Consider the following 17311-nt stretch of genomic DNA (forward strand, 5'->3'; position numbering starts at 1 on the left):
GGCGGGGAGCGGTGGGCGTGGTGGATTGCAGCGCGAGTCTCTCGCGCCGACGAACAATTCGCTGCGCACGGTCAAGTCGCGCGGTCCTGATATCCCGATGCTGATATCAACTCACGTTGAGGCTTCGCTTCGCGTGGGGATGGTGGCCAGAAAGCCCGGCGCACCAGGGAGAACGCGAAGCAGCCGTTCAGCCATCGCGCAGGGAGGGCCGGGTTTCCGGCTGACCCGTGGTACCTGCCGCCTGCATTTTTTCGCAGGCGGGCCACGGACCTCAGTCGAGGTCCGGCTCTCCCTGCGCCCTCTGTTCGAAGAGGGCGGTTCGATCAGCAAAACTCGGGCAGAGATTGTCGCGAGATCGCAGGTTCACATCCGCATCTGTGCCGTATCGGTATCGACCTCGCCGTTGCGACATAGGCGACGAACGTGAAGCGATACTGTCACAGTCGCTAATGCGCGATAACCATGGAACCACTTAAAACTGTCACAATGGCTGCGCGCCACGCGCGAAGCCAATGCATTTACAGCTCGTTAAAGCCGCGTCTGCTTCAGATACCGCCGGGACCGACAGGGTGGCGATTGAGTGGAAATGATGAGTGCCGCGACGACCAAGGCGTTGACGACGATCAGCAGCGATCTGTTTGACGACATCCCGGTGCTCAGGCGCAAATGGCAGGCCGCGTTGAAGCCCGGCCAGCGCCTGCCGCGCTACGAGGACGTCATGCTGGGCAGCCTCGGCCGTCTCGCCGATCATATCGCGGTGCTCAACAACGAAGACGGCGGTCTGCAGATTTCGCGCAGCGGCCGCTACGTCCAACAATGGTTGCAGGACGAACGCTCGGGCGTCGCGGTCGAGGCCGTGTCGCCGGATTGCGCCACCGTGCTGGTGGAGGCCGCAAACTGCGCGCTCGCCAGCGGCCAGCCCTATCTCGCCCATGCGCATTGCGTGCGCGACGGCATGGTTCGCAGCTATGACGTCCTGGCGCTGCCGACCAACTCGCGGTGGGGCAGCACGCTGGTCGGGACCTATGTCAACGAGCGCGACGCGCAATATAATCTGCTCGATGCGATTTTCTCGACGACGGATGACGGCGTGGTCTCGCTCGCAACCATCCGCGACAGCGTCGGCATGCCCTGCGATTTTCAGGTCGTCCATCACAATCGCGCGGCGGCCGAGCTGCTCAGGCTGCCATCGGCGACGCTGCAATGGCATCGCCTGAAGCAGGGCGGCAACATGCTGTGCACGCCCGAGGTGATGGCGCGGCTGTTCGATGTCGTCACGCAGGGGCGAAGCGACCAGTTCGAGCTCGACAGCGAAGCCCGCAGTCTCAGGCTCGGCGCCCACGCCTTTGGCGACATCATCTCATTGACCATTGCCGACGTGACCGCGCTGAAGCGGCGCGAGGCGTCGTTCCGGCTGCTGTTCGACGCCAATCCGGTGCCGATGTGCATTCTCGACGCGAAGACCGCGCAGATCCTCAATGTCAACGATGCGATGGTCGGCCACTACGGCTACGGCCGGGCGGACCTCCTTTGCATGAACGTCTGGGATCTCTGGCCGCCGGGCGAATGGGAAAGCCTGGATGACGCGCTGTTGCGGCTTGCCGACGGTGACCTGTTTCATCGCGACTGGCGCCATCGCAAGGCCGATGGCAGCGAGATCGAGGTGCTGACCTATGGCCGAGAGATCACCTTCGATGGCCGCGACGGCGTGCTGGTTGCGATCGTCGATATCACCGAGCGCCGTCGCGCCGAGGCGCGCATCGCCTACATGGCGCACCATGACGGGCTGACCGGCCTGCCGAACCGCGAGTTCTTCCAGCAGCGCCTCACGCAGGAACTCGACGGCGCCGGCGCGGCCGACCGGCGCATCGCGGTGATGTGCATCGACCTCGACCTGTTCAAGACCGTCAACGACTCCTTCGGTCATCCGATGGGCGACCGGCTGCTGCAGGCGGTCGCCGGCCGCCTGACGCAGCAGATGCATGGCGGCAAGCTGGCGGCGCGGCTCGGCGGCGACGAGTTCGCGGTGATCATCAGCCAGAGCAGTGGCGTCAACGACGCGAGCGAATGTGCCGCCCGCCTGATCGCGGCGCTCGGCGCGCCCTATGACATCGACGGCAATGAGCTCGTGATCGGCGCCTCCATCGGCATCGCGCTGTCGCCGGGCGACGGCGCGAGCTGCGAGGAGCTGATGAAGAACGCCGACATGGCGCTGTATCGCGCCAAGCAGGACGGCGGCCGCGTGCATCGCTTCTTCGAAAAGGAGATGGACCGCCAGGCGCAGAAGCGGCGCGACATGGAGCACGATCTGCGCCGCGCCTTCGCGCATGGCGAGTTCGAGCTGCACTACCAGCCGCTGGTCGATGTCGCGACCAACGCCATCTCTGCCTTCGAATGCCTGCTGCGCTGGCGTCATCCCGACAAGGGCATGATCTCGCCGGCCGACTTCATCCCTGTGGCTGAGGACATTGGCCTGATCGTGCCGCTCGGCGAATGGGTGCTGCGCGAGGCCTGCCACGAGGCGGCACGATGGCCCGATGGCATCAAGGTGGCGGTGAACCTCTCCGCCGTGCAGTTCCGCAGCCGCAACCTGGTGCAGGTCGTGGTCCAGGCGCTGGCGCAGTCGGCGCTGGCGCCGGAGCGGCTCGAGCTGGAGATCACCGAGTCGATCCTGCTCGCGGAGACCGAGGCCAATCTGGCGACGCTGCATCAGCTGCGCCAGCTCGGCATCCGCATCTCGATGGACGATTTCGGCACCGGCTATTCCAGCCTGAGCTATCTGCGCAGCTTCCCGTTCGACAAGATCAAGATCGACCGCTCCTTCGTGAAGGACCTCGCGCAGCGCTCCGACTGCCTCGCCATCGTCCGGGCCATCTCCGGCCTCGGCAAGAGCCTCAACATCATCACCACCGCCGAGGGCGTCGAGACATCGGATCAGCTCGACTGGCTGCGCGCCGAAGGCTGCAACCAGGTCCAGGGCTTTCTGTTCAGCGCCGCAAAGCCGGCATCGGAGATCGCGGGGTTGCTGGCGCAATTCGGCGCGCGGTCGTCGAAGGCAGCGTGATGGTTGACGAGTGCGCAGTGCGTAGCCCGGGCGAGCGGAGCGGCCCCGGGAACACCGTCCCCGCATGTCGCTTCGCTCATGCGGGCTACGGACTGCGGGCTTCGTTGTCAGAACCGCGTCACGATCTCCGCCAGCGCCGGCCGCGGGCGGTCTTCGTTCGGCTTGGTCGGCTTGCCGATATGAATGAGCCCGGCGAGCTTCTCCTCCGGCTTCAGGCCGAGCCCGTTCATCACATCGCGATCGAACATGAACCAGCCGGACAGCCAGCAGCCGCCATAGCCGAGCGCGGTGGCCGCGGTCAGGATGTTCATCGCGCTGGCGCCGGCGGAGAGCTCCTGCTCATAGGCCGGCACCTTGGGATGCGGCCGGGTGAAGCTGACGAGGCCGATCACCAGGGGCGCCTCCATCAGGCGGTTCTTCTCGACTTCAAGCTCGGCCGCGCTGGCCTGCGGGTTGTTCTTGGCGAAGACGGACGCGATGACCTCACCGGCGCGGCGGCGGCCGTCGCCCTCGAACACGATGAAGCGCCACGGCGCGAGCTTGCCATGGTCGGGCACGCGGGCGCCGATGGTCAGGATGGTGTCGAGCTCGGCGGGCGAGGGGCCGGGGCCGCTCATCTCGCGCGGCTTCACGGAGCGGCGGGTTTTCAGCAGTTCGATCGCGTCGGTCACGTCGTGATGTCTCGTTGGTTGCACGCGGAACAGATAGCATGCGCCTTCGCCTGCAACGAGACCACGGAACGGCGTTTTGATCGGTTCTACCGCGTGTTGCCGCAGCCGCAGGCGGCGCGCGCTCTGCTCAAGCTGCCGTGCAGCCGTGACGTGAATCCTGCAATCTCTCGCCTCACACGGCGGCCCCGGCCTGGTTGGCTGCGGCCATCGGTCCGCCGCCAGCCTCGGCCGTGGCAATTGTGGAAATTTGGGTGGATCGGTAAAAAGATGACGCTGGAGACCGCAGCTCGCGGCCGGCCGGGGCAGCAGACTTGCGGTGGGAATGACAGCGCTGACACCTTCAGTTGATGCCGTCGTGCGGCTGCGCCGCGAGCCGGGTTTCGCCGCGGCGATGCGGGCGTCGACCGAGGCTGCCGTCAGGCTCTACCGGGGCGACCGCATCCTCAATGCGCTGCTGAGCGACCGGGCGCGGGCGCTGTTTCCCCATGTCGCGCTGTACCTGCACTTCGCCGAGCAGCGCGATGGCGAGCTCGGCCTCACCGTCGGCGCCATGAAGGAGATGTGCGTCAGGCTCGGCCTGTGCAGTGCCGGCCGCTGCGAGGCGATGCTGGCCTTGATGCGCGCGGCCGGGCTGGTCGCGTCCGCCTCCAATCTCGACCGCCGCCGGCGTCCGCTGGTGCCGACCGACAAGCTCATAGCGCTGCATCGGGAGCGCTGGAGCGTGCAGTTCGATGCGATGAGCGCGGTGCTTCCGGCCGCGGTCGCCTATCGGGCCGCGCTGAACGATCCCGCTTTCGTCAAGACCTTCGTGCTCGAGCTCGGCCGCCGCTTCATCGCGGGCGTGCGGGTGCTCGACGGCGCGCCGGAGCTGGAGCCGTTTGCCGAGCGCACCGCCGGCATGGTGATCCTGTTCAGCCTGGCCCAAGGGGGCGGGCCGGACCAGCCGTTCCCGCCCGATGGTCCCGTGCCGCTCTCCATCAATGGACTGGCGACGCGTTTTTCGGTGTCACGCAAACACGTGCTGACCTTGCTGCGCGATGCGGAGGAGAAGGGCCTGCTCGTCCGCGGCACCGAGGCCATCACCATCCTGCCAAGGGGACGCGAGGCGATCGAGCGGATGCTCGCGACGATGTTCCTCTACATGGCCGAATGCGCCGAGGTGGCGCGGCAGGCGGCGGGCCGGGATGGGAGTGCGACGGATGCCGTGGCCACCCTGTCGGCATAGCAGCGCCCGTAGCCCGGGTGAGCGCAAGCGACACCCGGGGAAACTGTTCCCGCATGTCGCTGCGCTCATGCGGGCTACGAACCGGGACAGCTCACGCCGCCTCGCGCTGACGGCGCCGCACGTCCGGCGGCGTCGCCTCGTCGACCAGGGCGGCGATGGCCTCCGCGGTCGGCATCACGGTCTGGCCGTCGCGGCCGAGCCGGCGCACGGAGACCGAATGCGTCTCGGCCTCCTTCTTGCCGACGACGAGCAGGGCAGGGATCTTCTGCAGCGAGTGCTCGCGGACCTTGTAGTTGATCTTCTCGTTGCGCAGATCGATCTCTGCCCGCAGACCCGCGCGCCGCAACGCCGCCAGCACCTGCTTGGCGTATTCGTCGCCTTCCGAGGTGATGGTGGTGACGACCACCTGCGTCGGCGCCAGCCACAGCGGGAAGCTGCCGGCATAGTGCTCGATCAGGATGCCGATGAAGCGCTCCATCGAGCCGCAGATGGCGCGGTGGACCATGACCGGCGCCTTCTTGGCGCCGTCGGCGTCGATGTAGAACGCGCCGAACCGCTCCGGCAGGTTGAAGTCGACCTGCGTGGTGCCGCACTGCCAGTCGCGGCCGATGGCATCGCGCAGCACATACTCGAACTTCGGCCCGTAGAACGCGCCTTCGCCCGGATTGATCTCGGTGCGGATGTGGTTGCTCTGCGCCTTGATCTCGTTCAGCACGGTGGCCATCACGCGCTCGGCGTGATCCCACATCTCGTCGGTGCCGACGCGCTTGTCCGGCCGGGTCGAGAGCTTCACCGTCAATTCGCCCTCGAAGCCGAAATCCGAGTAGGTCGACAGGATCAGGTCGTTGATCTTCAGGCACTCGTCGGCGAGCTGGTCCTCGGTGCAGAACACATGCGCATCGTCCTGGGTGAAGCCGCGCACGCGCATCAGGCCGTGCATGGCGCCGGAGGCCTCGTAGCGATGCACGACGCCGAACTCGGCGAGCCGCAGCGGCAGGTCGCGGTAGCTCTTCAGGCCGTGCTTGAAGATCTGCACGTGACCCGGGCAGTTCATCGGCTTGAGCGCGAACCAGCGCTTGTCCTCGGCCTCGTCGCCGGCGGACTGCGCTGCGAACATGTTCTCGCGATACCAGTTCCAGTGACCGGAGGTCTCCCACAGCGACTTGTCGAGGATCTGCGGCGCGTTGACCTCGTCATACTCGCCGGCGAGACGCCGCCGCATATAGGCGATCAGCGCCTGGAAGATGCTCCAGCCTCTGGGATGCCAGAACACGACGCCCGGACCTTCCTCCTGGAAATGAAACAGGTCGAGCTCGCGGCCGAGCTTGCGGTGGTCGCGCTTCTCGGCCTCCTCGATCTGCTTGAGGTAGGCGTCGAGCTGCTCCTGCTTGGCGAAGGCGGTGCCGTAGATGCGGGTCAGCATCGGGTTGTTGGAATCGCCGCGCCAATACGCGCCCGCCACCTTCATCAATTTGAAGGCGTTGCCGATCTTCCCCGTCGAGGTCATGTGCGGACCACGACACAGGTCGAACCAGTCGCCCTGGTAGTAGATCTTGATCGGCTCGTTGCCCGGAATGGCGTCGACCAGCTCGACCTTGAACGCCTCGCCCTTGTCGCGGAACACCTGCTTGGTCTTCTCGCGGTCCCACACCTCCTTGGTGAAGGGTTTGTCGCGGCCGATGATCTCGCGCATCTTCTTCTCGATCGCGGCGAAGTCCTCGGGGGTGAAGGGCTCGTTGCGGAAGAAGTCGTAATAGAAGCCGTTTTCGATCACCGGGCCGATCGTGACCTGGGTGCCCGGCCACAGCGCCTGCACCGCCTCGGCGAGCACATGCGCGCAATCGTGCCGGATCAATTCCAGCGCGCGCGGGTCGTCGCGGTCGACGAGCTCGAGCTTGGCGTCCTCGGTGATGGGATCGTCGAGGTCGACGAGGTCGCCGTTCAGCGCCATCGCGACGGTGCGCTTGGCGAGCGAGGGCGAGATGCCCTTGGCAATGTCGAGACCGGTGGTGCCCCTGGGATATTCACGCCGGGCGCCGTCTGGGAAGCTGATGGTGATCTTCTCGACCGGGGTGGCGGGCTTCAGGTTGCTGAGGCTGTATTGGAAATTGGACTTTTGCTGGTCGGACTTGGAATCAGGCGATTTCGGATCGGACATGGGTCACTCCTTGAGCTCACTCCTGCGAACGAGCGCAGGTAAGCGGGAGCAAGGGGTATAGCAGGGGATTTTCAGGCTGCAACCGGGAGAGGGACGGGAAAACCGCCCAATTGCGGCCGGTGCGGCGATGCGGAGATTGCCGCCGCGGACCGGTATGATACAACTTCAAGTGTTCGGGGCGTGGGGACGCGTTTGGCGATGGAGTCTGCAGGGGAGGCGCCGCTCTCCGTTTGTCGGCGCGGCGGCATTCATGTTGGGGCCGCACTGATCATGTGCGTGTTGTCGAGCCTGTCGTCGTTCGCGGCCGTTCCGGCGGCAACAAGGCCCGCGGACCAGTCCAGATCCATGATCCAGCCGAGGCCTCCTTCGCAGCAAAAGGCTTTGCAGCCGAAGCCGGCGGCGCAGCCTAGGCCCCCGGCCAGGCCTGCAACGGAGTCCAGGCCGGCCGCGCGCCGCGCCCCGTCGCCGCGGATCGCAGATGGCTCGGCGCCGATTGCGTTCGCGCTCGTCAAGGGCTCCTCGGACGCCTGTGGACATGATTGTGACAGCTGGATCGCCGCCGAAGGCAAGATCGACGGCGGCGCCGCCGCGCGCTTCCGCAAGTTCATGAAGCAGATCGGAGAGCGCAGATTGCCGATCTACTTCAATTCTCCAGGCGGCAATCTGCAGCAGGCGCTCGCCATCGGCGACATGCTGCGCGAGCGCAAGGCCACCGTGCGGGTGGGACGTACCACCTTGCGCGAGTGCGGCTTCGAGCCTCAGGAGGGCGAAGCTTGTAGCAAGCTGAAGCTGTCCGGACGCGAGCTGCATGGCGAGGTCTGGACGCGGGGGGCGACGTGCAATTCGGCCTGTCCCTACTTGCTGCTCGGCGCGTCCACACGTGACATCGCAGCGGATGCGACGCTCGCGGTGCATTCTCCGCGCGTCATCCTGAACTTCACGGGCGGCGTGCCGACCCGCGAGATGCGGGCGCAGGCGATGCAGCAGGCGATGGCTCGGGCCGACAAGATGGTGCTCGACTACATCACCAAGCTCGGCGCGGATCCCGGTCTGCTGACGGTGGCGCGGTCTGTCCCGTTCGAGAGCATGCGCATCCTGACGCGGGAGGAGATCGCGCGGTTTGCGCTCGACAGGCGGCAGCGGGTGGAAAGCCCCTGGATGTTCGAGACCGCCAGCCGAGGGATTGCCTACAAGACCATTCTCGCACGTAGGGACGGTGAGAGCACGTTCCAGACCACGCGCTTGCAGATGGTCTGCTTCGATCAGGACCGCTTCGAGCTCGACGTCGAGCGCATCGCGCCGGCCGGCTCGCCGCCGGGTCCGCTGGCGATGGCGAGCGGAGATATGCGGCTCAATTTCCTCTCGCCGCCGCGGCGGTCGGGCGATCGCGAGACCTGGGGCGTGTTCCTGAATGCAAGCCAGGTGAAAACGCTGTCGTTGATGCCGTCGGCCGAGCTGAGCGATTCCCTGTTGAATGTCGCGCGTCGCAATGTCTCGACATTTCCGGTGAGCAGCGAAGGCCTGCAATCTGCCCTGAAGATGCTGACCGACAGCTGCCCGCCGTCCAAGGCCATCGCCCGTCCGACGAGTACGCCGGTTCCGTGGACGCAGATTCCCTCGCCGCAGGCCTCGGCGGCGCAGTCCGCCCCCGCGCGCTGACGAGAATGGACGAAGGAGGCAGGACGAGAGAAAGTCATGGACGGCATGAGACATTTTCATGCAAATGCATGGAATTCTCTGCTATTGAGGCGCGATGACATCCACATCCGCTCCCGGGCGCTTTGCGCCGACCGCGCTCATGCTCGGCAATCTCGTCACCGGCTGCTCGGTGCTCGCGCCCGCCGGCCTGCTGCCGGAACTCGCCTCGGATCTTGCTGTCGGCGTTCAGACGGCGGGGCTCCTGATCACCTTCGGCGCGGTGGTGCTCTGCATCTGCTCGCCCTTGACCGCCTGGCTGACGAGCCGCTTCGATCGCCGCCGTCTGCTCGCAGCGACGCTCTTGGTGCTCACGCTCGGCAATCTCGGCTCGGCGTTTGCGCCCGACTATGCGAGCCTGCTCGCGCTGCGCCTCGTGATGCTCGCGGTCGGCGCTCTCTATACACCGCAGGCTGCCGGAACGGCGGCGCTGATCAGCCCGGTCGAGAGACGCGGCAGCACCATCGCCTATGTCTTCCTGGGCTGGTCGCTGGCGGCCGCCGTGGGGCTGCCCATGATCACCTTCATCGGCAGTCATTCCGGTTGGCGAGCCGCCTATCTCGCGGTCGGTGCGGCCGGCACGGTCAGCTTTGTTCTGCTGACATGGCGCCTCCCATCCGGCCTGAAGGGCGCGCCGGTCGCGTTGAAGACCTGGACCGAACTCGGCCGCAACCGCCTGGTGGTCCTGCTGCTCCTGGTCACGACCCTGCAGATGTCGGGACAGTTCGTCATCTTCACCTTCATGGGACCGCTGCTGAAGCGCCTGACTGGCGCCGACTCCAACCAGATCGGCCTGGTGTTCGCGATCTACGGCGCCTGCGGCTTTCTCGGCGTCGTCATCGCAACCCGGATCGTCGATGGCTGGGGAGCCTACCGGACGTCGCTCTTGTTCACCTGCCTGATGTTCGCCGGCGTGTCGGCCTGGACGCTGGCGGCAGGCACCTACGGCCTCATGGCGGCGGCGGTCGCCATCTGGGGGTTGGGGTTTGCGTCCACCAATTCGATGCAGCAGGTTCGGCTGGTGGCAGCCGCGCCGCCGCTCGCCTCGGCTTCGGTGTCGCTCAACACCTCGGTGCTCTATATCGGCCAGGCCATCGGCTCCGCGATCGGCGGCAGCCTGTTCGCGCGCGACCTGCTCGGCGCCACCGGCTACGTCGCACTGATGTTCCTGACCCTGGCATTGCTGGCAATCCTGGCCAGCCGCCAGCGCGCGCGGATCGCGGTTCCGGCCTGAGCAGCGGGTTGACGCTTGGCAAAGCCGGCCCGACCGGATTAAAGGCCGATGTCGTGGGGGCTGCTGGGGCGTGGATTCTGCCACGGCCGGCGAGTAGCATCGACGGACGTCCTCGCGTGCCCACGGGTCGGATGAGAGAGATATGGCATGAAGAAGATGATGTTGAGCCTGGCTGCAGTGCTGCTGTGCACCCCTGCGCTGGCCCAGAGCGCGCCGATGGTCGGTGACCGCCCGCTGGTGCAGGTCAAGCCGAAGGGGACGAAGACCGCCGCCGCAGCGCCGGCCAAGCCGCAATCGGCGGCCGCCAAGCTCCAGGCCTGCCTGGAGATCGATGACGGAACCAAGGAGCGCCTGAACTGCTACGACGCCGTCATTCCGCCGGCCGCCAAGCCGAAGGCGATGAAGGCCAAGGCGGTCGGCGACTGCAAGTTCGCCAAGGAAGAGGACGAGCGGCTCGCCTGCTTCAACGGCTTCGTCGAGAAGCTGCCGAAGTCCTGAGGCGTTGCGGCGGCCGCTCTCTCAGCGGCTCGACACGCGGTTCGACATGTCCTGGGCTCCGGCCGCAATCCGGATCGGCGGCTGGGCGGCCGCCATCTTGACCAGCACATCCTTGATCGGGTTGCGCGTCCAGGCCTGCGTGACGTAGTCGCGATGGGTGATGCCCTCGTCGGTCTCGACGAAGACGACGCTGCCCGGGCGCAGCGGCCGGTCCATGTCTTCGGAGACTTCGATGCCGCGATTGCGCAGCATCGCCATCAGTTCCTGATCATGCCGCGCGGTATAGCGCGTGTAGGAGCTGATGAAAAAGCCGGAGCGGCTGCGCTCGATCCAGTTGGCGAACTTGTCGAGCTGGCCGTAGACCGCATCGAGCAGCACGACGCCGCGCACGCGGTCGCTGATGCCGCCGACCTCGAGGCTCCATGCCGTGGGGAGGAAGCCGCCGCTGTAGCCGACGATCACGATGGGCATGCCGGCGAAAGTCTTCGCGCTTGCCGGATCGCCGGTCAGGCGGGCGAGGCTGGCCGCGGCCTCGTCCATGAAGCGCTTGAAGCCGCCGGGCTGCCAGAACTTGCCGGCGCTCGAATCGGCGGCGTCGACGGCCATCTGCGGCGCGAGCAGCACCGCGTTGACGCCGGCCGCGGTGATCTGCTGCGGCACCAACTGGCGGTCGCGCACGTCGCGCTCCAGCGTGGCGCCGTTGCCATGGAAGAACACGACGATCACGCCCGGCTTGCGCACATCGAATTGTTCGGGGACGTGCACCAGCACACGGCTGTCGTTGTAGGTCTGGTCCTGCCAGTAGACGCGGCCGGAGAAGCTGCGGTGGCCGCGGCGCTCACCGCTGCTGACGTTCAGGAACGGTGCGTCGGACGCCGGATTGTTGCCGAAATAGGGAAAGGCCGACGACTTCATGCTGATGAGGGTCGTCAGTTCCTCACGCTGCGGCCGTCCCGGCCGCTGCGGCTCCAGCGATGCGATCTGAGAGGGCGCCGGCTTCGGGGCGAAGTCGGAGGGCGTGTGAAGCCGAAAACTCTCCTGCGCGGACGGGAAACGGTCGCTGAATTCAGGTGCCGGAAAACGATCGTCGAAGGTCAGCCCCTGGGCCGTCGACGCGTTGGCGGCCAACGCCTCGGGATTGGGGGCCTTGCCGCAATGCGTGAACGAAAGGCAGATCGCCAGCGCCAAAGCCGCGCGCCACCAGAGGCACCAACCTCTGCGCACAGACCTCAAGATGTTATGGTCTTCCCCGATCATCCGTCCCCAAAGACGAGTTCGAGCCGCAACACGGCTCTTCAACCAGCGGATTTCGTTCAACCTGCGCCGCCGAAATTGAGGTCGCGTTAAGGATCGTGTCCGGCCAACCCCGGGCGCACCGGGACACACCACGCGAACGTGTCGCGATTGTGGGACGCCTGGCGGCCCAATGCAATGTCGCAGCCCAGCCTGTCCGAAATCGGTTCATAAATACCCTTGATGAAGGTCATATTTAACGCCCGTTAACGATGTTTGAATGCTTCGGCGGGAACCTGGGCTGAGGCAGAGGAAGGGGCGCCGGGCGTCCTTCGACGAGATGGCTGCATCCGAGGCGGACGATCCCGGCCGGGGCCGGACAGACGGCGACCGGGTTCCATCCGTGTCGCTTCCGGTCGCGACTGCTATCGTCATCGCCGACATGATCGGGGTCGGCGTCTTCACCAGCCTCGGCTTCCAGGTCCGAGACATCCCGTCGGGCTTCTCCATTCTGGTGCTGTGGGCGGTCGGGGGATTGGTGTCGATCTGCGGGGCACTGTCCTATGCCGAACTCGGCACGATGTTTCCGCGCTCGAGCGGCGAGTACAATTTTCTGACGCGGGCGTTCCACCCGGCGATCGGCTTCATGGCCGGGTGGGTCTCGGCGACGGTGGGCTTCGCGGCGCCGGTGGCGCTCGCGGCCATGGCGTTCGGAGAATATGGTCGTGCCGTCATCCCGGGCGCTCCGCCGCTGCTGCTCGCCACCGGCGCTGTCTGGCTCGTGACAGCAGTGCAACTCGGCGGCATCAGGCAGTCGAGCCGTTTCCAGCTGTTGTCGACCGTGCTGAAGCTCGGGCTCATCACCGCCTTCCTGATCGCCGGCTACACCATCGCCACCCCGCAACCGGTGACGTTCCTGCCAACCGTGACCGATGTCGGTCACGTGACGAGCGCGGCGTTCGCGACCGGACTGGTGTTCGTGATGTACGCGTTCTCCGGCTGGAACGCGGCGACCTACATCATCGGCGAGTTGCATGCGCCGGAGCGGACCTTGCCGCGCGCGCTGCTGTTGGGCACGGTGATCGTTCTGGTGCTCTACATTGCGCTCAACGCGGTTTTCCTGCGGGCCGCACCGATGGACGCACTCGCGGGCCAACTCCAGGTCGCAAGCATCGCGGGCAGTCATATCTTCGGCGAGACCGGCGGGCGCTTCGTGGCCGCGATGATCTGCATCGGACTGGTTCCTTCCATCGCCGCGATGATGTGGATCGGCCCGCGCGTGCTGATGACAATGGGCGAGGACATTCCGGCGCTGTCGGTGTTCGCGCGGCGCTCGCGCAACGGGGCGCCGGCCTACGCCGTCCTGTTCCAGCTCACGGTGGCCACCCTGATGCTGTTCACGGAGAGCTTCGAGGCGGTGCTGGATCTCGTCCAGTTCTCGCTCTTGTCCTGCTCGTTTCTCGCTGTGCTCGGACTGCTCAAGCTGCGCATCGCGCAGCCCGAACTCACGCGACCCTACCGCGCCTGGGGCTATCCGGTCACGCCGTTGATCTTCCTCAGCGTGACCTTCTTCATGATGTACTATCTCGTCGCGACGCGGCCCTTGCAGGCAGGGCTCGGCGCAGGCGCAATGGCGTCGGGATTGCTGATCTATTGGCTCGCTCACGCGCGATCGCGCCGTATCACCGCAACGCTCGCATCGGGTTCGGATTGAAATGCTGTTGGCCTCGAGAGTCTGGTTCGCCGTCGCATGTCTGATCCTTGCCATGAGCTTCGAGGCTCGGGCTCAGACCATCACGCCGGACGATACGGCGCGGGTGCTGGCGGGCATGGCGCCAGCGGCGGGCTCGCCGCTCGTGCCCTTCGTGCAGGATCCGGCATGGCGGCGGCACGCGGCGTTCTTCGACAACGCCTTCAATCAGCTCGAGCAGCGACAATTGTCGAAGATCAGGGCCTGGGCGGATGCCAATCTGGCCGCGCCGCGGCCGGCGATGTTCTATTTCTTCTCGGGGCCGGATTTTCTCTATGCCGATGCCTTTCATCCGAAGGCAACGACCTATGTCCTGGTGGCGCTCGAGCCGACCGGCCCGATCCCGGACCTGACCAGATTGCCCCGAGGCAGCATCGGCCCGGCGCTGTCCTATGTCGAACGCTCGTTGCAATCGATCCTGAGTTTCTCCTTCTTTATCACCAAGGACATGAAGGTCGACTTGCGCGAAGGCGAACTCGAAGGGACCTTGCCAATTCTCTACGTCTTCCTGGCGCGCACCGGCAAGACGATCCGCGAGGCCAGTCTGATCTGGTTGGACGAGAATGGCGGATTGCACGGAAACAACGAGCCGCCGACGCGCAATGCGACCAAGGGCGCGCGCATCCTGTTTGCCGGCGCCGACGGGGTCGCGAAGACGCTCTACTACTTCTCCGCTGATCTCTCCGATTCCGGCGTGAAGGCCAGCGGGTTGTTCAAGTTCTGCGAGCCGCTGGGGCCGGGCGACAGTCTCCTGAAGAGCGCGTCTTATCTGTTGCATGAGAACGGCTTCGCACGGGTCCGCAGCTGGCTGCTGAAGAACAGCGCCACCGTCATCCAGGACGATTCCGGCATCCCGCTCGCGAGCTATGAGGCGCGGGCCTGGCGTTTCCTGCCGTTCGGGCGCTATGCCGGGCCGATCGACAAATTTCCGGACATGTACCAGAGGAGCTATGCGAAGCTGTTCGAGCGTGCGCAGCCGCTGGAATTCGGGATCGGCTATCGTTGGCGCACGCGTGAATCGAATGTCCTGCTCGCGGTGAGATCGCCTCCGGCCGACGCGACGGTCTCGGCCGAAGCGAGCGCCCCTGCAGAAACGGATTACCAGCCACCGCCGCGCGCTCGGCGCGTGCCGCGGCCGCCGGAGCCGGTTCCTCTCTATCCGCCGCCGCGGCGCGACGATTTCATCTTCTGGCCGAGATGGTAGGGGGTGAATCTCACCAGTGCACGCTCTGGCTGGGCACGATGTAGGACGTCGTCGGCGAGGGCAGGGCGGTGCTGTCGGCAAGAAAGCGCCAGGCACCGACAATGACGATCAACAAAGCGATGATGCAGAGTAGATCCACCTGGCGTGCGTCGTGGTGGCCGGCCTGATCGGGACCGATGCTCTTGCGGGAACGGTTGCTTCTGGGGCTGATTGTCCAGCGCATCGTTGTTTTCCTCCCGAAGGAAGCATCACATCAATGCAGGTCGAGGCAGCGCGGTTCCTGATGGGAGCGCCGGCTCGTGACGTAAGAATAATCGTAGCCCGAGATTTCGCCAGGGCCATGTGCTGCAGATCAATTGACGAGCGCGACCTCTGTTGCGCTGCACATCAGCCCGGGCCGTTGACGCCGCGCCATCGCGCGTAGCGCCAAGGCAGATACCAGTGAGCGCCTGCGGGAGCCGTTGTTGGGACGTTGTCGATGCCCGAGGTGCCAAAGGGCTGGCAGCGCAGCAGACGGGCGAGCGTCATCCACCCGCCCGCCCAGAGTCCGAAGCGTTCGATGGCCTCATCGGCATAGACCGAGCAGGTCGGCAGGTGCCGACAATTGTAGCCGACCAGCGGCGACAATGTGTGGCGGTACAGCCAGATCAGCGCGTGAGCAGCGCGCCGCGGGAGTCGGGCCAGCAGCGACCCGATGTGCGCAGAATGGCAGCCGATGTCAGAGCATGAGTGCTTCATGAGCGCGATGCCAGATGGATGTGCGAACTTTTGACCGGTTCCTCGGCAGGGAACCCGGCTCGCGTTCATTTGTGGTGATGTGATGCAACAATGGCCGGTTTTCAGCGGCGCCGCAGCACGCCGCAGCTGGACGGTCGGTGATTGCCCGGATACGTTTCCCGACAAGGATGTGACAGACTAATAACGGATTTGAGGCCAGGTTGTCAGGTCTTTCCGCGAGAAAACCGAGGAACTGCGTACCGAGCTTGACGAGGGGGACGGATTGCGCGTGAGATTGCTGCGGTCGCGTGAATTGCGCTGGATGCTACTTGGTGTTGCAGCGCTTGGTGCGGTGGTCGGTAGCGCGATCACCATCATGTCAAACACGGCGCGCGCCGGCGGCGCGCTCGAAGAGCGCAAACTCCCGATGCGGTTCGGTTGGGTCGCCTGCGAGCCGAATTGCGGCTGGGTCAGTGCGGTTGGGATCGTCACCGGCGATACGCCGAAGGATTTCGAGGATTTCGCGAGGGATCGCGACCTGACGGGGGCCACCCTGGTGCTCGACTCCAGCGGCGGCTCGGTCAACGACGCCATCACCTTGGGCCGCCGGTTCCGTGGGCTGAAGATGCGCACCACCGTCGGCATGACCCAGCGTCCGAGCCGCGCGGGTGACCGGCCGCGCGTCATGCCCGAGGCCTATTGCGAGTCGATGTGCGTGTTCCTGCTGCTGGCTGGAACCACGCGTTATGTTCCGGACACGGCCCATGTCCGCGTTCACCAGATCTGGATGGGAGACCGCGCCGACGACGCCAAGGCGGCGAGCTATACGGCGCAGGACCTGATGATCGTCGAGCGCGACATCGGGCGTCTCGCCAAATACACCTTCGAGATGGGCGGAGCGGGCGATCTGCTGTCGCTGGCGCTGAACGTGCCGCCCTGGGAGGACCTGCATGAGCTGTCACGCGCCGAGCTGCGGCTCACCAACGTCGTGACCACGGATCTGGTTGCCGAGGTGCTGCCGCCGAAGGGGGCCGTGCCGGTCGCCGAGCTCGCACAGAAGCCGCAGGCCAAGGACAAGCAGCAGGACCGCTTCTCCGTGGCGCTGGACCGCGACAAGGGGCAACTGTCGCGTACCGCGGAGGCTCTGCCGCCAGCGACGGTCGCCACGACGCCGCAGCAATAGGCATCGACGTCGCCGGGGCGAGCCGGACCTCCGCGTCCAATCATGAGCTTGCCGACGACCGCTCCCGCATGCCGGTGCGCTCATGCGGGCTATGGATCTGTCAGTCTGCACGCACGGGTGGGAAGCGGTGCCGCCTCAGCCCTGAGCCGCGGTCGGCTGCTCGCCGTTGGTCTTGGCCTCGATCTGGCCGATGGCATCCACCACGGCGTCGAACGTCAGCATCGTGGAGGCGTGGCGGGCCTTGTAGTCTCGCACCGGCTCAAGCAGGGCAATGTCGGCCCATTTGCCCTCCGGCGGTGCACCGTTCTCCTTCAGCATCCTCCGGACCGTCTCCCGCAGCTCGCGCAGCTCCGCGGCGCTGGAACCGACGACGTGGCGGGCCATGATCGAAGAGGAGGCCTGGCCGAGGGCGCAGGCCTTCACGTCATGGGCGAAGTCGGTCACCACGGGCCCGTCCATCTTGAGGTCGACCTTGACGGTCGAGCCGCACAGCTTGGAATGGGCGGTGGCAGTGGCGTCCGGGTGGTCCAGCCGTCCGAGCCGCGGAATGTTGCCGGCGAGCTCGATGATGCGCTTGTTGTAGATGTCGTTCAGCATGTGCCTGACGTCCCGGAATTACCGGCGTGGCGGCCTTGGCGGCCGGGTTTCATCGCCCTATATTGCGAGTATATGGAAACGA

General features: G+C 65.9%; 15 protein-coding genes. 8 read left to right on the forward strand and 7 right to left on the reverse strand.

Annotated elements, in window-relative coordinates; genetic code table 11:
- Positions 1-589: 589 nt before the first annotated feature.
- Positions 590-3064: a putative bifunctional diguanylate cyclase/phosphodiesterase gene (locus QX126_RS10040; RefSeq protein ID WP_315780726.1), complete on the forward strand. Its 2475-nt coding sequence runs from the start codon at positions 590-592 to the stop codon at positions 3062-3064.
- Positions 3065-3171: 107 nt separating this feature from the next.
- Here the strand turns inward: QX126_RS10040 and QX126_RS10045 are convergent, their stop codons facing one another.
- Positions 3172-3735, reverse strand: a complete 564-nt coding sequence (locus QX126_RS10045; protein ID WP_315737508.1) for a nitroreductase — start codon at positions 3733-3735, stop codon at positions 3172-3174.
- 322 nt (positions 3736-4057) lie between these two features.
- On the opposite strand from QX126_RS10045, the gene QX126_RS10050 reads away from it, so the two are divergent.
- Positions 4058-4960: a hypothetical protein gene (locus tag QX126_RS10050; protein WP_315780728.1), complete on the forward strand. Its 903-nt coding sequence runs from the start codon at positions 4058-4060 to the stop codon at positions 4958-4960.
- Positions 4961-5051: 91 nt separating this feature from the next.
- Here QX126_RS10050 and thrS read toward each other — a convergent pair whose 3' ends face one another.
- Both thrS and QX126_RS10060 read right to left on the reverse strand, forming a co-directional pair.
- The gene (gene thrS / locus QX126_RS10055; RefSeq protein ID WP_315780729.1) at positions 5052-7118 is read right to left on the reverse strand and encodes a threonine--tRNA ligase; all 2067 of its coding nucleotides are present in this window, start codon (positions 7116-7118) and stop codon (positions 5052-5054) included.
- A gap of 248 nt (positions 7119-7366) precedes the next feature.
- On the reverse strand, positions 7367-7726 hold the full coding sequence (locus tag QX126_RS10060) for a hypothetical protein (RefSeq protein WP_315780731.1): 360 nt from the start codon (positions 7724-7726) through the stop codon (positions 7367-7369).
- Positions 7727-7748: 22 nt separating this feature from the next.
- Between QX126_RS10060 and QX126_RS10065 the strand changes: the two genes are divergently transcribed.
- The 3 genes from QX126_RS10065 to QX126_RS10075 all read left to right on the forward strand — a co-directional run bounded on the left by QX126_RS10065 (position 7749) and on the right by QX126_RS10075 (position 10545).
- Positions 7749-8777, forward strand: coding sequence for a hypothetical protein (locus QX126_RS10065; protein ID WP_315780733.1), 1029 nt, complete (start codon positions 7749-7751; stop codon positions 8775-8777).
- 94 nt (positions 8778-8871) lie between these two features.
- The gene (locus QX126_RS10070) at positions 8872-10047 is read left to right on the forward strand and encodes an MFS transporter (RefSeq protein ID WP_315780735.1); all 1176 of its coding nucleotides are present in this window, start codon (positions 8872-8874) and stop codon (positions 10045-10047) included.
- A 147-nt stretch (positions 10048-10194) separates the two neighbouring features.
- The gene (locus QX126_RS10075; protein WP_315780737.1) at positions 10195-10545 is read left to right on the forward strand and encodes a hypothetical protein; all 351 of its coding nucleotides are present in this window, start codon (positions 10195-10197) and stop codon (positions 10543-10545) included.
- A gap of 21 nt (positions 10546-10566) precedes the next feature.
- Here QX126_RS10075 and QX126_RS10080 read toward each other — a convergent pair whose 3' ends face one another.
- The gene (locus QX126_RS10080) at positions 10567-11802 is read right to left on the reverse strand and encodes an alpha/beta hydrolase (protein ID WP_409997754.1); all 1236 of its coding nucleotides are present in this window, start codon (positions 11800-11802) and stop codon (positions 10567-10569) included.
- A 316-nt stretch (positions 11803-12118) separates the two neighbouring features.
- Here QX126_RS10080 and QX126_RS10085 point away from each other — a divergent pair, with 316 nt between their 5' ends.
- Together QX126_RS10085 and QX126_RS10090 are read left to right on the forward strand one after the other, a co-directional pair.
- The gene (locus tag QX126_RS10085) at positions 12119-13492 is read left to right on the forward strand and encodes an APC family permease (protein ID WP_315776787.1); all 1374 of its coding nucleotides are present in this window, start codon (positions 12119-12121) and stop codon (positions 13490-13492) included.
- Between the two features lies 1 nt (position 13493).
- Positions 13494-14732 carry a hypothetical protein gene (locus tag QX126_RS10090; RefSeq protein WP_409999092.1) on the forward strand — a complete coding sequence of 413 codons (1239 nt, stop codon included), beginning with the start codon at positions 13494-13496 and terminating at the stop codon, positions 14730-14732.
- Positions 14733-14742: 10 nt separating this feature from the next.
- Here the strand turns inward: QX126_RS10090 and QX126_RS10095 are convergent, their stop codons facing one another.
- The gene (locus QX126_RS10095; RefSeq protein WP_315780740.1) at positions 14743-14955 is read right to left on the reverse strand and encodes a hypothetical protein; all 213 of its coding nucleotides are present in this window, start codon (positions 14953-14955) and stop codon (positions 14743-14745) included.
- Positions 14956-15119: 164 nt separating this feature from the next.
- Positions 15120-15470 carry a membrane protein insertion efficiency factor YidD gene (gene yidD, locus QX126_RS10100; RefSeq protein WP_315780742.1) on the reverse strand — a complete coding sequence of 117 codons (351 nt, stop codon included), beginning with the start codon at positions 15468-15470 and terminating at the stop codon, positions 15120-15122.
- Positions 15471-15732: 262 nt separating this feature from the next.
- On the opposite strand from yidD, the gene QX126_RS10105 reads away from it, so the two are divergent.
- Positions 15733-16632, forward strand: a complete 900-nt coding sequence (locus QX126_RS10105; RefSeq protein ID WP_315780744.1) for a hypothetical protein — start codon at positions 15733-15735, stop codon at positions 16630-16632.
- Positions 16633-16767: 135 nt separating this feature from the next.
- On the opposite strand, the gene QX126_RS10110 is transcribed toward QX126_RS10105, so the two are convergent.
- Entirely contained in the window at positions 16768-17229 is a 462-nt protein-coding gene (locus QX126_RS10110) for an iron-sulfur cluster assembly scaffold protein (RefSeq protein ID WP_315737518.1), read from the reverse strand.
- Positions 17230-17311 lie beyond the last annotated feature (82 nt).

The sequence above is a fragment of the Bradyrhizobium sp. SZCCHNPS1003 genome (assembly GCF_032381555.1).
Taxonomy (GTDB): Bacteria; Pseudomonadota; Alphaproteobacteria; order Rhizobiales; family Xanthobacteraceae; genus Bradyrhizobium.

Coding starts and splice junctions, on each gene's coding strand:
- QX126_RS10110 (WP_315737518.1), bottom strand. CDS start 17,229: ATGCTGAACGACATCTACAACAAGCGCATCATCGAGCTCGCCGGCAAC.
- yidD (WP_315780742.1), bottom strand. CDS start 15,470: ATGAAGCACTCATGCTCTGACATCGGCTGCCATTCTGCGCACATCGGG.
- QX126_RS10060 (WP_315780731.1), bottom strand. CDS start 7,726: ATGAACTTGCGGAAGCGCGCGGCGGCGCCGCCGTCGATCTTGCCTTCG.
- QX126_RS10080 (WP_409997754.1), bottom strand. CDS start 11,802: ATGATCGGGGAAGACCATAACATCTTGAGGTCTGTGCGCAGAGGTTGG.
- QX126_RS10075 (WP_315780737.1), top strand. CDS start 10,195: ATGAAGAAGATGATGTTGAGCCTGGCTGCAGTGCTGCTGTGCACCCCT.
- QX126_RS10095 (WP_315780740.1), bottom strand. CDS start 14,955: ATGCGCTGGACAATCAGCCCCAGAAGCAACCGTTCCCGCAAGAGCATC.
- QX126_RS10090 (WP_409999092.1), top strand. CDS start 13,494: ATGCTGTTGGCCTCGAGAGTCTGGTTCGCCGTCGCATGTCTGATCCTT.
- QX126_RS10050 (WP_315780728.1), top strand. CDS start 4,058: ATGACAGCGCTGACACCTTCAGTTGATGCCGTCGTGCGGCTGCGCCGC.
- QX126_RS10070 (WP_315780735.1), top strand. CDS start 8,872: ATGACATCCACATCCGCTCCCGGGCGCTTTGCGCCGACCGCGCTCATG.
- QX126_RS10040 (WP_315780726.1), top strand. CDS start 590: ATGAGTGCCGCGACGACCAAGGCGTTGACGACGATCAGCAGCGATCTG.
- thrS (WP_315780729.1), bottom strand. CDS start 7,118: ATGTCCGATCCGAAATCGCCTGATTCCAAGTCCGACCAGCAAAAGTCC.
- QX126_RS10085 (WP_315776787.1), top strand. CDS start 12,119: ATGGCTGCATCCGAGGCGGACGATCCCGGCCGGGGCCGGACAGACGGC.